Raw genomic sequence first — 13853 nt, 5'->3', positions numbered from 1 at the left:
CGATTGCGACGGGGGTGACGGTCGTACCGACGGAAGAACCGCGAGGACCGCGCTACTGCCGGGGCTGGGCCGCCGGCGCGTCGTCGTCGCCGAGCGAATCGGCGACGATACCGCCGACGGCACCCGCCACCAGCGCGAAGGCAGCGGGGAACATGACCGCCTCCATCAGCACGGGCGTCCTGCTGAGTTCAACCATTGCTGAGGATTCGAAGTCAGTATGTGTCGCCGAGAACAGCAGCGATCCGGCGGCGGCAAGGACGGCGTAGCCGACGACGACGCTCGCGCCGAGCAACATACCGCTTGGCGAGTCGTCAGCGCGACCGCGCTGATATTTGACGAACAGCGCGCTGCCAGCGATCAGCACCAGTACCGGGACCGCCGTGTACAGAGCGCTCGTGACGATGATGTCGCTGATGCCCTGAAACTGCGTCCAGTACGACGGCTCGAAGAGGGAGATGGCCTCGGTCGTCGACTCCTGCTGGCCGCCCGTTTCCATGACACGGGTTTCTTCAATGGTCACCATCTGGCCCTCGTAGAACAGCCAGCCGACGAACTGCCACATGCTGGCCGTGGCGTTGTCGACCGGCGAGAGCGGCATGAGGTTCGACGCCGAGAGTTCGTGTTTCGACGCGTTGAGCACGAGCACGTCGGCGAGGAAGGCGAGATACGTCACGGCGTAGGTGGCGACGTACAGCGCCGCACCGACGCCCAGGCTCCGCGCGAACGGGAGCGCGGTGAGCCGGTCGGTGAACGACGGGGTGCGGTCGACCGCAGTCCCCCGACCCTGCGCCGTCCCGCCGGTCGCCTCGCCCTGCCACTGGTTCCCGCCGGTCTGTCCGGCGGCTCCGCCTGCAGGCTGTGGGTCCGCGGCCTGCCGGCCGCCCTGTGGCTGGTTCGCGCGTCCACGGCCCCCGGCCGGCTGGCCGCCACCCGCGTTCGGTGCGGGCTGGCCGCCGCGCCCCTGCTGCTGTCGGCCCCCCTGCTGGCGCGGCTCGTTCGGCCGGTCACCCTGCCCGGGCGGCTGGCCGTGGCCGGGCTGTTGTCCCCCGTCCCGCGGCTGGTCGCGCTGTGGGTCCGGGCCGGACCGTCGGTCCCCACCCTGCGGCTGGCCCTGCTGCCGGCCGCCCGGCGGCTGGTCCTGTCCCGCTCGCCGGGACCGTTCGTCCGGTCGGTCGGGGTTCCGGTCCGGTTCGGTGCCACGACCGCCGCCCGCCCCGGGCTGGTGTCCGTCGCGCGGTTCGTCCGGCTCGGTCTGCGGGTCGGCGCTCCCGTTCCGCTGTCCACCCGCTTTCGGGTCGTCCACCGGCCGGTCGTCGGCCGACCCTCCGCCGGCGGACTGGTCGTGGTCGCCGTCCCCCCGGTCGCCCGGACGAGCGTCGGGCCGTGTTTCGTCGCCGGGCGACGCGGCGTCGGCGGTGTCGTCGCCGGGAGCGCCCGCCGGCGGTCGCTGTCGGTCCGTCCCGTCGTCGGCATCGTCGACCGGTCCCTCGCGGTCGTGGTCCACGGCGTCGGCCGCCGACTCCGGGTCGGTGCCGGCTTCCCCCGCGGGCGGCTGGTCGCCGGCGTCCGGCCCAGCCCCGGCGTCCGCGTCGGCCCCCTCCGACGGGGCGTCGTCGGGAGCGGCGTCCGCCGAAGGGGACCACTGCCGGTACTCGGTGAGGTCCGTCCCACAGCCCGGACAGTACGTCACGTCGGTTCGCGCCTCGGTCCCACATTCCGGACAGTATTCCATGCCAACTGATCGACATAGTCGACGTATAAAGGTTAGCACCGGCGAAGACGCCACACCGCGGCCGGACTGTCCCTGCCGTCGTCCGGCGTCACCGAGACAGCGTCGTCAGTGCCCCCCACCGATAACGGCGGTCCGTCTCACTCCCCGCGACGGCTCAGCGCGAGGACCAGCAGCAGCGCGGCCCCCGCGAGCAGGCCGGTAAAGCCCGGCTGTCCGCCGGGGGCGAACGACGCGTTGCCCGAGCCGTTGATCCCGCCGGCGGAGCCGGTCGCGCTCCAGGTGGTCGTCGTGTCGACGCTGGTGAACCCCTGCTCGGACAGCGTCGCCGTGGGCCACCGGGTCGTCGTCGCTCGCTCCGTCACCGCGGTGTACGTCACCCGGGTGGTCGTGGTCGTCTCGAACCGGGTGGTCGGAACCGCCGTCGTCGTCTCGACCCGCGTCGTGGTCGTCGCCGGCCGTGTCGTCGTCGGGGTTCGCGTCGTCGTCGCCGGCGTTGGCGTCGTGGTCGCCGTACGGCTGTCGCCCTCGATGACCCCGTCTGCCGTGCCGCTTATCTGCGTGTCGCCCTCCACGACGACGGCGGTGAACTCGGTGCCGGCCTCGTTACCGCTGAAGTCGACGGCGGTCGAGAAACTGCCGTCGGCGCCGACGGTGACCGTCGGGTCCTTGATGAACGGGTCGAGGTCGTTCTGGCTCTCAAACCGCAGGGTTAGCTCGGTTCCGGGCGCGACGGAGGCCGTGCCCCGGACCGTCTGGGCCGTATCGGGGTCGACCCGGATCGGCGTGTCGGAGAACGAGGCGGTCCGGTCGCGGATCCGGAACGTCGTACTCGCCGTCTGCGTGGTGTCGGTGTAGGGGTTGTCGCTGCTGACGACGAACTCCGCCGTGTACTCCTCGCCGGATTCGACGCCCGCCTCGGCGGTGTCGACGGCGAGCAGGAGCAGGTCGCTCTCCGGGAACGTGTGCAGGACGCCGTCGCCGACGGCGATCCGCTTCGGATTCTGGTTCGCGCCGGCGTTGGACTGCTCGATGCGCAGGGAGACGCCCTGCGTCCCCTCCAGATCCCCGGCGTTCCGGATGTAGCCCGACACGCCCGAGGCCTGTATCGCCACGAGAGCTAGGTCCCCGCGCGCGACGGCGTCGCGCTGGGCCACCCCCTCAACCACCGCCTGCCTGTCGCCCGGGTCGATGTCGGCCGCCCCGACGAACGTGTCGACTGAGCCGGTCGACCGCGATTCGAGTTCGAGGGCCGCCACGTCGGTCGGGCTGCCGTCGATGGACAGTTCCATCTCGTAGTTGCCCGCGTCCAGCGGCGAGTCGAGCGCGCCGGTCTGCCGGGTCGCGTCCACGGAGTCGCTCCCGTCGACGGTGCTGTACACCTCGTTCGCCGATGCGCCCGTCCAACCGTTGGCGAGGTGAAGGTTGATCCGGACCCGAACCTGCCCGTCGCCGTCCCCGTCACGCACCCGGACGCGCGTCTCGTAGTTGACTTCCTGGGAGCCGACGGTCAGCGTCGCCGTATCGGTGTCCTGCAGGAAGACGGTCACGACGGCCACGTCGCCGCGCTGCTCAGTGACGACGCTGTTCCCGAACGACGCGTCGGGCACGCCGCCGTCGGCGGTGGTAACGCCCGGTCCCGCGACCGCCGCGAGCGCCAGAAGCGCCGCGACCGCGATCCCCGCAGCCCTGTGTGAGTTCCCTGTCACAAACCGGGGATCGGGTGTCGGGCGGATAAAACTATCTGCCGGGCGAAACGTCGCCGGAACCCTACGCGGGGTCGTCGAGGCAGTACCGGTACGGCCGGTCCCGGATCACGTCGACGTGGCCGCGGTCGGCCAGCCGGCCGAGTTCCGTGGCGACGCGGTGAGCGCTGTCCAGCTCCACGCCGCGGTCGGCGAGCAGGTCACGTATCTCGCGTGCGGTCAACGGCTCGTCCGGGTCGAGCTGGCGAAGCACCGCCCTGACCCGCTCTGCGTCCCCCCGAGAGCGCATGAGCGGCGGTTCAACGTCATCCCTAATAAAAGATCGTCGGACACGCGACGGACGCACGGCGGACGCCTGTCCGGGCGTCCCGCCCACGGTCGGCCGGGTCTACACCGCCGTGTCGTGTTCGTCGTCGAAGTCGCGGCGCTCGCGGTACTGCTCGACGAACTCCGCGACGTCGAAGTCGAGCATCTGCTCCTCGAAGGCGGTCATCGCGCCGTCGTCCTCGGCGTGGCTGACGGCGTGTTCCATCAGCTCCACGACGAGTTCGACGGCGACCTCGTGGAGCCGGCGGGAGTCGAAGTCCGTGACCCACAGCAGCGAGTAGCCCACCGACCCGTTCTCCGAGAGGTCCTCGCTGACGACCGACTCGGGGAACTCCTCCATGACGATCCCCATCAGGTGGGGGGTGCCGAACTCCCCGAGGTCGTCCTCGGTCTCGATCGTCTCCCGGAGGATCTCCACCAGAAACTCCGGGAAGAACCGCGACGGCGGGTGCACGTCCAGCACGACGGCGTGGGCGTCGCCGCAGGCACAGTCGAACTCGCGCAGTCCCATATCGAGGTCGCCGACCCTGACGCTCTCGCCGCAGGGGAGCTGCACGTCGCCGCCGGACTCGCCCGGCACGCGCGGTTCTGCCATGCCCGCGAGTTGTGGGTTCAGGGGTAAAAGCGCCCCGACTCGGTCACCCGTCGAACCCCTCGGCCTCGGGGTCCTCGTACGCCTCGTCCTCCGTCTCGTTCTCTCCATCTTCTGCCTCCGCGCTTTCCGCCTCGTCCGCTTCCGATTCCTCGCCGTCGGCCTCGCGTTCGACCTCGACCTCAACCTCGATTTCGAGCCCCGGCGTCTCCAGTTCGGCCTCGGCCTCCGTCGCCTCGCCGACCTCGATCTCGAGTTCGTCGCTGTCCACCTCGACCTCGACCTCCACGTCGACCGTCGTCGATTCCTCGGTCATGCTCGACGACACGGCTGCATGGACCAAAAACTCCGGGGACGACGGGGGTTCAGGGCAGGAGTTCGTCGTCGATGTCGGCGAACTCGTCGTCCTCGGCGGCGGTGGCCTCGTCGTCGCGCAGGCGCTCGAAGCCGGCCGAGAGCACGGCGACGGCGTAGACGAGCGCGACGGCGCTGACGGCGATATTGCCGATCCACCAGCCGACCTCCGACACGGCCAGCAGAGGCGACAGCGCGATTCCAGCGACGGCGGTGAACAGCAGGACCGCGAGCACGAGCGCCAGGAACAGCAGCCCGATCCGGAGCCGGTGGCCGCTCGCCAGCGCCCAGCTGTGGCGGTACGCGCTCACCACGCCCTCGTCCTCCAGCGCGACGAAGCCGACGAAGAAGGCGAAGCTGACCAGGGCGAACAGCCCGGGCAGGACGAGCATGACGGTGCCGACCGCCACGAGGAGCAACAGGGCGAGGTAGCCGACGAGGCCGTGGAGCGTCGCCCGGCCGAGGTTCCGGGTGACGGTCCCGGGTGCGGGCACCCCGTCGGCCGACAGCGCCCGGAAGCCGACGACGAACACCGCGACGGTGCCGACCGTCGCCAGCAGCGACAGCGCCGCCGCCGCGCCGGCCGACATGGGGAGCGCGAGCGGCCCGTCGACGGGCGGAGCCAGCGACGGGAAGTCCTCGCGGAGCGCGGCGGTGGCCTCGGCGGGCTGGCTCTGCAGCCCGACCGTGCTCGCGAGCTGGAAGCAGAACGCGAGGCCGGTCAGGGCGACGCCCGCTGGCGACCCCGCGCGGGCGTACCCGTCCCGGAGCGTCTCGATGAGGTTCATCCTACGGCCAGTCGTCGCGCTCGCGGTCGTCGTCGGTCGTCTCCTCGTCGCCGTCGCCCAGTTCCCACTCGGCGGCTTCGGCAGCGTCCTCGACGGGGAGGTACTCCCAGCCGACCTCGTCGGCCAGGTCGCGGTCCTCGTCGGTCGTGCCGATGAACACGTGGCGGTCGGTGTCGAACTGCTCTCTGACGCTCTCCAGGCTCTCGGCTTTCCCGCGCGGTCCGGAGAAGAAGTCCTGCCGGATGCGCTCCTTGCGCGTGAAGTTCGTGACGACGTACGTCGGCTTCTCCGAGACGACGCCGACGTACTTGCTCCACCGGCGCGCCCCGTCGAACACGGCCGACGGGTTCGCCAGCTCCTGCAGTGCCGCGAGTTCGAAGGCGAGCGTCATCTCGCCGTCTCCGCCGCCATCCATGCCCGCAAGTCGTCGTGGCGCGTGCAAAACGCCTTCGGTCCGTGGCAGGCGGGACCGCTACGTCAGGTCGACCTCGTAGTAGCCGGTGGACACGACCACGTCGCCGTCGGCGAACTCGCCCGCTGTCGTCCCGTCGAGTCGCGCACCCGTCGCGTCGCCGCCGACGACCGCGATCAGCCGCTGTCGGGCGTCGTCGGAGAGTTCGTCGACGTGGCGGACGCGGGCGTCCGCCGGAACCGAGTCCGTTCGTCGTACAGTGAGATGCCGCGTGTGGGCGTCCGTGGTCGAGGAACCAGCCATCGTTGCGTGCCAACGAATGGCATAGTTTATCATAAACGTTCCCCTCCCGGCGAGTTTATCGCTCCGCCGTCGGGGGATCGGGTACGGGATCGCGAAGGAATCAGGGCGTCGCGGGCGCTACTGCTCCTGTGCGGGCGCGTCGAGCTTGTCGAGGTCGACCTCCTTCTCCAGCAGCACGTCGGTCTGGCCGCTCACGTCGCGCTCCTCGCGGACGAGCTTCTTGAACGCGCTCTGGGGTGCCAGGTCGCCGATGAGGACGCCGCCGACGATCTTGCCGTCCTTGAGCGCCAGCCGCCGCCACTCGGTGTCGCTGTACTTGCGCTCGACGTGGTCGTCGCCCAGCGTCGGATGACCGAAGGAAAGGAACGGGAAGTCGAAGTGCGTGATCGAGTACGAGGAGACCCAGCGGAACGCCTCGGACTCGTCCTCGTCGGCCGTCGTCCCGTCGGCGTCGATGTCCGCGACCATGTTCTTGGCGGCGACCTGTCCCTGCTCCTTCGCGCTGCCCCACGAGCCGTTCTGGCCGTGCTCGTTGAGGATGGTGTCGTAGAAGCGCGTGAGGTCGCCGGCCGCGTAGATGTCGTCGACGTCCGTTCGCATGTACTCGTCGACGACGACGCCGTCGTCGAGTTCGACGCCGGTGCCACGCAGGACCTCGGTGTTGAAGTCCAAGCCGATGGCGACGCCGACGAAGTCGCTGTCGTGTTCCTCGCCGTCCGGCGTCACCGTCGCGGTGACGTGGCCGTCGTCGTCCGTGACGAAGCGGTCGACGCCGCTCTCGAAAACGGGGGTGACGCCCTTCTCGCGCAGGCCGTCGTGGATGATCTCCGCGCCCTCCTCCGACAGCGCGTAGCGCCACCAGCGGTTGCCGCGCATGAAGTAGTTGGCATCGATACCCTGTGCGCCGCAGATGGCCGCCAGGTCGATGCCGAGCAGGCCGGCCCCGACGACCGCGCCCGTCTCGGCCTCCTCGGCGTGCTCGGCGATCTTCCGGGCGTCCTGAAACGTCCAGAAGTGGTGGATCCCGTCGGCGTCGCTGTTGTCGACGGGGAGCTGGGTCGGCGTGCCGCCGGTCGCGACCAGCAGTTTGTCGAACTCGTACACGTCGCCGGCGTGCGTGTGAACCTCGTTCGCGTCGGGGTCGATCTCGGTGACGTGCGTGTTGAGCGCCAGGTCGATGTCCCGCTCGGCGTACCAGTCCTCCTCGTGGATGGAGATGGGGGCTTCCGGAAGCTTCCCTTTGGCGAACTCCTTGATGAGGATGCGATTGTACAGGGCTTCGCCTTCATCGGTGATGACGGTGATCGACGACTCCGGGGCCTCTTCCCGAAGTGTCTCGGCCGCGGAACTCCCCGCGATACCGTCACCGATGATTACGTACGACTGGGTCATGGTCGGCTACTTCGGAATGGGGGTTGAAGTGGATTGCTATCTCCGCGTCGCGGGGTTGAATAGGTTCCCAGCCCAACGCCCGATATGAAGATCCGCCAGAACGTCCGTCACTGGGCCGCGAAGAAGTCGCTCACCACGCCGGTCGTCGGCGGCGTCGTGCGGAGCAAGCTCGTCGACCTCCACACCTCCGTCTTCCTCGACAAGGCCGACGAGACACACCGCGAGGAGCGCCGCGACCACCTCGACGACTTCTTCGACGCGACGTTCGACACGTACGTCGCCGCGCTGAACGCCGGCTTCACCGAGGCTGAGGCCCGCGAGATCACCCACGTGCAGGCCAACTTCGACTTCTACAACCACGGCTGGACGGAGATGATGGAGTTTCCCAGCGACGAACTGGAAACCCACTACGACCGCCACGCCGAGTTCTTCGAGCGCCACGGGATCACCATCGACGACCCGCTCGGCGAGTTCTACCCGGCCGACGGCGTCGCCGAGGCCCCCTCGACGCCCGAGAAACTCGACGACCCCGAGCACCCCCACGCCGAGGGCGGCTTCGCCGACGACGTGTACGTCGAGGACGGCGACGGCAACCTCGTCGTCGGCGGGCACGACGAGCCGAGCGAGGTTGACGTGGGCGACGCGCCCGGCGTCGAGAAGTAAGCCGCCGCGGCGCACCCCGCCGGCTACCGCCGCCCGAACAGCCGTTCGCGGAGGCTCCGCTTACCCGGCCGTTCGGCCAGCAGCACCGAACAGTCGACCTCCTCGACGATGTCGTAGTGCAACGAGCCGTGAACGAGCCGGGAGAGCAGGCCGCGCTCGGTCGCGCCGACCAAAAGCAGCGTGTGGTCGGCCGCCTCGCGGCGGATGGCCGACTCGGGGTCGCCGGAGTCGTCGACCGTGAAGACGGCGTCGTCGAGGCCGCGCTCGGCGGCCCATTCCGAGAGGAACCGCTCGCCGGCTTCGAGCTCGTCCGGACCGTCGACGACGTGGAGCAGCGAGACGTCGGAGCCGGCGGTCGAGTCGAGCATATCGGCGACCTCGGCGCTGAGGTCCGCGTTGTCGTTGTCGACGACCGACAGGAGCACCCGCGAGATGTCGAGGTTTCGGTCCTTGAGCACGAGGAAGTCACAGGGGAGCTGACTGGTGAGTTCGGCGATCGGGCGCTCGGCGCGGGCGGCGTCCCACAGCCGGTCCTCGCCCCAGCCCATCACGACGAGGTCGGCGCGCTTGCGCTCGGCGACGACGAACACCTCCTCGAACGAGCGGTGCGACACGACCGTCGAGGTCCGCCACTCCACGTCGTACTCGTCGATCGACGCGCAGAGCTCCGTCATCAGCGCCTCCGATTCGTCGACGATCCGCCGGCTCTGCCGGGCACCGTACGTGCGTGCCGGCTTCTGGACGATGTGGACCACCTCGACGACGGCGTCCTCGTGGTCGTCTGCCAGCCGGCCGGCGAACTCGACGAGCCGCTGCTCCGTCCGCGGGTTCGAGATGGGGACGACGACGCGGTAGGGGCCGTCGTCGGTCGTCGGCGTCGCCTCCGCGGTGTCGACGAGCGGCACGTAGGATCGGCCGACGAGGTCGCCGAACGCCCACTCCCGGAGGGAGAGCTGGCGGTCGTCGCCCTCGAACCGCGCCGATTCGAGGCGCGCCTCGGTCGTCTGGAAGTAGTTGACGGCGGTGACGAGCACGACGCCGCCGACCGTGTTGCCGAGTAACACCGGGAGGACGAACTCGACCAGCCCGCCGAGCAGCGGCTGGTTGCCCTCGAACACCAGATAGATCAGCTCGGTGAAGGAGACGACGGAGTGGAACAGCCCGCCGATCGGGATCGAGAGGAACGCGATGTACACGACGACGAGCCGGGAGATGGTGTCGCGGGCGGCGTACTCGACCCAGACGACACCGGCGACGATGAGGCCGGCGAAGGCTCCCTTCGAGAACAGCGGCCACCAGGCCGTGTCGATCCCCTTCTGAGCGATGCTGGAGGCGGCGACCGAGGCCTCCGGCGACAGCACGCCGCCGAACGCGAGGGCGGCCGCGCCGAGCAGGCCGCCGGTGAAGTTCCCGGCGAGCACGACCGTCCAGTTCCGCAGCAGCGCCGGGATGCTCGCCAGCCGCTCCAGGGTCAGCAGGACCGGGGGCAGCGTCTGCTCGGTGTACAGCTGGTAGCCGCCGATGATGATGTAGATGAACCCGAGGGGGTACAGCATCGCCGAGAGCACCGGGTCGCCGCCCGTGGAGGCGTACAGCGAGACGTACAGCAGGAACGTGACGGTGATCGCAAAGCCCGCCGCCAGCCCGCTGAAGAACAGTTCGCGGTTCCCCGCGGTGATCTCCTCGTCGGCGGCCGCGACGATCCGCTGGAACACCTCGTCGGTCGAGAACCGGTCGCGGACGACCCGCCCGACAGCTGGCGCGCCGCTCCGGGAGCGTTCGACCGCCTCTCGTACCGCCTCCTCCGCCTCCTCCCCCTCCGAGGTGTCGGGGTCGTGATCGGGGTCGGCCATTATCGGAAGCGTCGCAGGGCAGAACTAAACGTTTGGGCTTCCCGGACGGCAAGAGAGCGGGGACAGGCCGGATGCCGGGCGTCAGTTCGGCTCCGGCGTCGCCGCCGTCCGCGCCCGCTCGACGGCCCGGTCAGCAGCCTCGAAGCCGGCGACGATGCCGCCGTTGAGGCTCCGCTCGGGGTACTGCGCGCGGCTCGCCATCCCGGCGTAGTACAGCCCGTCGGCCACCTCGTCGCCGAGGTCGTACGGGATCACCATGTCGAGGTAGCCGCGCTCGTACACCGGCGCAGTGCGGGGGTTGCGAGACGTTTCGACCCAGTTCACCGCGTCGCGGTCGAACGCGGGGAACAGGTCCTCGATGCCGTCGAACCAGCGCTCCTCGACGGCCTCGTCGTCGAGTCCCCAGATCTCCTCGCTCGGGTCCTGCACGTAGCGGGCGACGTACAGCAGGTGTTCGCCGCCGTAGCGCTCGGGTTCGACGAAGTTTGTGTGCTCGATGAGCGCGCCGAAGGGCGCGTCATCGGCGACGTTGAGCCAGTACGTGTCGAGCAGCGGTTCGTCCATCGAGATCACCGAGCAGATCGTCCCCTGGAAGTCGATGTCGCACTCGTAGCCGGTCAGGGCCTCCAGCACGTTCGGCATCGCGGCGACGACGACGCCGTCGACGGCGTGGGTCTCGACGCCGTCACCGGTCTCGGCGGTCAGCGACTCGACCGCCCCGTCCGCCATCCCGAGGTCGGTCACTCGCGCGCCCGTCGTGATGTTCTCGCGGCCGACCGCCTCGACCAGCGCGTCGAGCAGGACGCCGAAGCCCCCCTCCAGATAGCCGAGGATCTCGCCGCGGAGCAGGTCCCGCTCGCCGCGGAACTTGATCCGGCCGAGCAGCCACGCCGCGCTCACGTCGTCCTTGCGGTCGCCGAACTTCGCGTCCAGCAGCGGCTCGAAGAAGTTCTCGTACACGCCCTCGGTCGTGTGCTCGACGACGAACTCGCGGATCGGTACGTCCTCGAAGTCCTCCAGACGCTCGTAGGAGTCGAACTTCGGAACGCCGCCGCGGACGTCGATGTCCATCGTCAGCAGGCCGAGCCGGAACGTGTCGTACAGCGAGAGGTGCGGGAAGGCCAGTATCTCCCAGGGCTTGTCCAGCGGGTGAACGACGCCGTCGACGTAGTTCGCCGTGGTCGAGTAGCGCCACTCCAGGCGGTCGCCGAGCCCCAGGTCCTCGATCACCTCGACGATGGTCTCCTCCGACTTCGAGAGGTGGTGGTAGTAGCGTTCGATGGGGTCACCCTGGGTCTCGTAGGTGGCCGCGAGGCCGCCCATCGCATCGCTCGCCTCGAACACCTGCACCTCGTGGCCGCGCTCCTGCAGGCGGTGGGCCGCCGCCAGCCCGGCGATCCCGCCGCCGACGATGCCGATCATGGCCGGGGGTTCGGCCGTTGCCGGGATGGGTCTTTCCATGGAGCGCCGGGTACGTTCCGGTCGAGCGGCGGGTTCGCTACCTTTTTGCGTGGGGTCAGGTAACTGACTGACATGCTCACCGTCCGCGCTCCCGCGACCAGCGCCAACCTCGGGAGCGGGTTCGACGTGTTCGGGGCGGCGCTGGACCGCCCCGCGGACGTGGTCCGGGTCGAGCGCGCCCCCGAGACGACCATCGAGGTGACGGGGGCCGGCAGCCAGTACATCCCCGAGGACCCGGAGAAAAACACCGCCGGGGCCGTCGCCGAGGCGCTGGACGCCCCCGCCCGGATCCGGATCGACAAGGGCGTCCGCCCGGCGTCGGGCCTCGGCTCGTCGGCCGCCAGCGCCGCCGGGGCGGCGCTCGCCCTGAACGAACTGTACGACCGCGGCCTCACCCGGGAGGAACTGGTGCCGGTCGCCGCGGAGGGCGAGGCGCTGGTGTCCGGCGAGGCCCACGAGGACAACGTCGCGCCCGCCCTGCTCGGCGGCTTCACGGTCGCCCGCGGCGACGGCGTCGTCCACGTCGACGCGAACGTACCGCTCGTCGTCTGCCTCCCGGACATCGTCGTCTCGACCCGCGACGCCCGCCGGGTCGTGCCGGAGTCGGCCGATGTGGAGGACGTTGTCGACACCGTCGGCCGCGCCGCCACGCTCACCGTCGGCATGGCCCGCGACGACCCGGAACTCGTCGGCGAGGGGATGGAGGACGCCATCGTCACGCCCGCCCGCGCGGAGCTGATAACCGGCTACGACGCGGTCCGCGAGGCAGCGCTGGACGCCGGCGCGACCGGCGTCACCGTCAGCGGCGCTGGCCCGGGCGTCATCGCCGCCTGTCGCGCCGACGGTCGCCGCCGGGTCGCGTCCGCGATGGTCGAGGCGTTCGACGACGCCGGGGTGGACGCCCGGGCGTACCGGACCCGGATCGCCGGCGGGGCGGAAGTGTTCCGTGACCCGTGAACGGGCGACCGACGCGCTCTCAGCGCTGGCCGTCGGTCTGGTTCCGGTCGTCCTTCTCGCACGGCGGGGAGCCACGCCCACCTCGTCAGCAATCGCCGCCGGTGCCGCCGGTGCGCTGTTGCTGGAGGCCGTCCTGTTCCGCCACCGCGAGCGCGTTCGCCGTCTCTGGAAGCGTCCGGGGGTGCGGTGGGGCGCGACGCTGGTCGCGGTCGGTCTTGCCGTCGCCGTCGGGCCGCGAGCGCCGGACTGGGCGCTGTGGGCGCTGCTCGGCGGTGTCGGCGGGTACCTGTCGTTACTGGTCGCGGTAACCGTGAAAGAGAGAACGGGAGCCGACTAGACGCCGCGGTCCTGCAGCTTCTCCTCCTCGGGGAGGTCGGCGTTGGCGTCGCCGCGCATGCCGCTGCCGATGTCCTTGCTGATGTCGGCGAGCGCCTCGGGGTCGTCCCAGTTGTTCGTCGCCTGCACGATGGCCTCGCCCATCGCCGTGGGGTCCTCCGCGCCGAAGATGCCGCTGCCGACGAAGATGCCGTCGCAGCCGTGGTGCATCATCAGCGCCGCGTCCGCTGGCGTCGCGATGCCGCCGGCGGCGAAGTTGACGACGGGTAGCCGGCCCTGGTCGGCCGTCTCGTGGACCAGGTCCGCGGGAGCCTCGTGCTCGCGGGCCCACTTCTCGCGCTCCTGGTAACTCATGCCTTCGAGCTTCCGGATCGACCCCTTGATGTTGCGCTGGTGGTGGACGGCCTGGTTCACGTCGCCGGTGCCGGCCTCGCCCTTGGTGCGGATCATCGCCGCGCCCTCGTCGATCCGGCGGAGCGCCTCGCCGAGGTTGCGCGCACCGCAGACGAACGGCGAGGTGAAGTCGCGCTTGTCGATGTGGTAGCGGTCGTCGGCCGGCGTCAGCACCTCGCTCTCGTCGATCATGTCGACGCCGATGGCTTCGAGGATCTGGGCCTCCTTCGCGTGGCCGATCCGGGACTTGCCCATCACCGGGATCGACACCTCGTCGATGATCGCCTCCACGTCGACGGGGTCGGGCATCCGGGCGACGCCGCCGCGCTTGCGGATGTCGGCCGGGACCGCCTCTAGTGCCATCACCGCGACCGCGCCGGCGTCCTCGGCGATGCGGGCCTGCTCGCGGTTGACGACGTCCATGATGACGCCGCCTTTCTGCATGCGGGCGAAGCCCCGCTTGACGAGTTCCGTGCCGCGTTTGAGCTCCTCCAGATCGGTGTCTTCGGCCATGGCGATCCGTTCGGACCGGTCGCACTTACCGCTGTCCTTTCCGTAGCCGGCACTCGGCGTCGCGCCGAAACCGC

At 70.2% G+C, this 13853-nt stretch carries 15 protein-coding genes; 3 read left to right on the top strand and 12 right to left on the bottom strand.

Translation table 11 applies throughout. From position 1 onward, the window contains the following. Positions 1-52 precede the first annotated feature (52 nt). The 9 genes from D8896_RS02190 to D8896_RS02150 all read right to left on the bottom strand — a co-directional run bounded on the left by D8896_RS02190 (position 53) and on the right by D8896_RS02150 (position 7603). Positions 53-1732, bottom strand: a complete 1680-nt coding sequence (locus D8896_RS02190; RefSeq protein ID WP_121820428.1) for a zinc-ribbon domain-containing protein — start codon at positions 1730-1732, stop codon at positions 53-55. 137 nt (positions 1733-1869) lie between these two features. After that, a complete protein-coding gene (locus D8896_RS02185) occupies positions 1870-3438 on the bottom strand; it encodes a DUF7827 domain-containing protein (RefSeq protein WP_121820427.1) in 1569 nt (522 codons plus the stop codon). Positions 3439-3499: 61 nt separating this feature from the next. Continuing rightward, complete coding sequence (locus D8896_RS02180) at positions 3500-3724, bottom strand: hypothetical protein (RefSeq protein WP_121820426.1); 225 nt, start codon at positions 3722-3724, stop codon at positions 3500-3502. 99 nt (positions 3725-3823) lie between these two features. Then, positions 3824-4357, bottom strand: coding sequence for a DUF5815 family protein (locus tag D8896_RS02175; RefSeq protein ID WP_121820425.1), 534 nt, complete (start codon positions 4355-4357; stop codon positions 3824-3826). A gap of 43 nt (positions 4358-4400) precedes the next feature. After that, the gene (locus D8896_RS02170; protein WP_121820424.1) at positions 4401-4670 is read right to left on the bottom strand and encodes a hypothetical protein; all 270 of its coding nucleotides are present in this window, start codon (positions 4668-4670) and stop codon (positions 4401-4403) included. Between the two features lie 49 nt (positions 4671-4719). Beyond that, on the bottom strand, positions 4720-5496 hold the full coding sequence (locus tag D8896_RS02165) for a hypothetical protein (protein ID WP_121820423.1): 777 nt from the start codon (positions 5494-5496) through the stop codon (positions 4720-4722). A 1-nt stretch (position 5497) separates the two neighbouring features. Continuing rightward, positions 5498-5911: a DUF7124 domain-containing protein gene (locus D8896_RS02160; protein WP_121820422.1), complete on the bottom strand. Its 414-nt coding sequence runs from the start codon at positions 5909-5911 to the stop codon at positions 5498-5500. Between the two features lie 57 nt (positions 5912-5968). Further along, positions 5969-6211 carry a hypothetical protein gene (locus D8896_RS02155; protein WP_121820421.1) on the bottom strand — a complete coding sequence of 81 codons (243 nt, stop codon included), beginning with the start codon at positions 6209-6211 and terminating at the stop codon, positions 5969-5971. 117 nt (positions 6212-6328) lie between these two features. Then, positions 6329-7603, bottom strand: a complete 1275-nt coding sequence (locus D8896_RS02150) for an NAD(P)/FAD-dependent oxidoreductase (RefSeq protein WP_121820420.1) — start codon at positions 7601-7603, stop codon at positions 6329-6331. A gap of 84 nt (positions 7604-7687) precedes the next feature. Between D8896_RS02150 and D8896_RS02145 the strand changes: the two genes are divergently transcribed. Further along, complete coding sequence (locus D8896_RS02145; RefSeq protein ID WP_121820419.1) at positions 7688-8266, top strand: DUF6149 family protein; 579 nt, start codon at positions 7688-7690, stop codon at positions 8264-8266. A 23-nt stretch (positions 8267-8289) separates the two neighbouring features. Here the strand turns inward: D8896_RS02145 and D8896_RS02140 are convergent, their stop codons facing one another. Together D8896_RS02140 and D8896_RS02135 are read right to left on the bottom strand one after the other, a co-directional pair. Further along, on the bottom strand, positions 8290-10119 hold the full coding sequence (locus D8896_RS02140; protein WP_121820418.1) for a formate/nitrite transporter family protein: 1830 nt from the start codon (positions 10117-10119) through the stop codon (positions 8290-8292). A gap of 81 nt (positions 10120-10200) precedes the next feature. Further along, positions 10201-11541: an NAD(P)/FAD-dependent oxidoreductase gene (locus D8896_RS02135; protein ID WP_121820417.1), complete on the bottom strand. Its 1341-nt coding sequence runs from the start codon at positions 11539-11541 to the stop codon at positions 10201-10203. A gap of 111 nt (positions 11542-11652) precedes the next feature. Here D8896_RS02135 and D8896_RS02130 point away from each other — a divergent pair, with 111 nt between their 5' ends. Further along, positions 11653-12537, top strand: a complete 885-nt coding sequence (locus D8896_RS02130) for a homoserine kinase (protein WP_121820416.1) — start codon at positions 11653-11655, stop codon at positions 12535-12537. Next, on the top strand, positions 12527-12874 hold the full coding sequence (locus D8896_RS02125) for a hypothetical protein (protein ID WP_121820415.1): 348 nt from the start codon (positions 12527-12529) through the stop codon (positions 12872-12874). Before D8896_RS02130 ends, D8896_RS02125 begins: the two co-directional genes overlap by 11 nt. Here D8896_RS02125 and pdxS read toward each other — a convergent pair. Then, positions 12871-13779 carry a pyridoxal 5'-phosphate synthase lyase subunit PdxS gene (gene pdxS / locus D8896_RS02120; protein ID WP_121820414.1) on the bottom strand — a complete coding sequence of 303 codons (909 nt, stop codon included), beginning with the start codon at positions 13777-13779 and terminating at the stop codon, positions 12871-12873. The genes D8896_RS02125 and pdxS overlap by 4 nt on opposite strands. Positions 13780-13853: the final 74 nt, after the last annotated feature.

The organism is Halostella salina, from assembly GCF_003675855.1.
Classification (GTDB): domain Archaea; phylum Halobacteriota; class Halobacteria; order Halobacteriales; family Natronoarchaeaceae; genus Halostella; species Halostella salina.
Note: the sequence above shows the minus strand (reverse complement) of the source record. Positions and strands in the feature narration are given on the sequence as shown.

Excerpts from the sequence above, each read along its gene's own strand:
- D8896_RS02140 (WP_121820418.1), bottom strand. The coding sequence starts at position 10,119 with ATGGCCGACCCCGATCACGACCCCGACACCTCGGAGGGGGAGGAGGCG.
- D8896_RS02165 (WP_121820423.1), bottom strand. The coding sequence starts at position 5,496 with ATGAACCTCATCGAGACGCTCCGGGACGGGTACGCCCGCGCGGGGTCG.
- D8896_RS02145 (WP_121820419.1), top strand. The coding sequence starts at position 7,688 with ATGAAGATCCGCCAGAACGTCCGTCACTGGGCCGCGAAGAAGTCGCTC.
- D8896_RS02150 (WP_121820420.1), bottom strand. The coding sequence starts at position 7,603 with ATGACCCAGTCGTACGTAATCATCGGTGACGGTATCGCGGGGAGTTCC.
- D8896_RS02175 (WP_121820425.1), bottom strand. The coding sequence starts at position 4,357 with ATGGCAGAACCGCGCGTGCCGGGCGAGTCCGGCGGCGACGTGCAGCTC.
- D8896_RS02180 (WP_121820426.1), bottom strand. The coding sequence starts at position 3,724 with ATGCGCTCTCGGGGGGACGCAGAGCGGGTCAGGGCGGTGCTTCGCCAG.
- D8896_RS02130 (WP_121820416.1), top strand. The coding sequence starts at position 11,653 with ATGCTCACCGTCCGCGCTCCCGCGACCAGCGCCAACCTCGGGAGCGGG.
- pdxS (WP_121820414.1), bottom strand. The coding sequence starts at position 13,779 with ATGGCCGAAGACACCGATCTGGAGGAGCTCAAACGCGGCACGGAACTC.
- D8896_RS02160 (WP_121820422.1), bottom strand. The coding sequence starts at position 5,911 with ATGGATGGCGGCGGAGACGGCGAGATGACGCTCGCCTTCGAACTCGCG.
- D8896_RS02155 (WP_121820421.1), bottom strand. The coding sequence starts at position 6,211 with ATGGCTGGTTCCTCGACCACGGACGCCCACACGCGGCATCTCACTGTA.
- D8896_RS02190 (WP_121820428.1), bottom strand. The coding sequence starts at position 1,732 with ATGGAATACTGTCCGGAATGTGGGACCGAGGCGCGAACCGACGTGACG.
- D8896_RS02135 (WP_121820417.1), bottom strand. The coding sequence starts at position 11,541 with ATGATCGGCATCGTCGGCGGCGGGATCGCCGGGCTGGCGGCGGCCCAC.
- D8896_RS02170 (WP_121820424.1), bottom strand. The coding sequence starts at position 4,670 with ATGACCGAGGAATCGACGACGGTCGACGTGGAGGTCGAGGTCGAGGTG.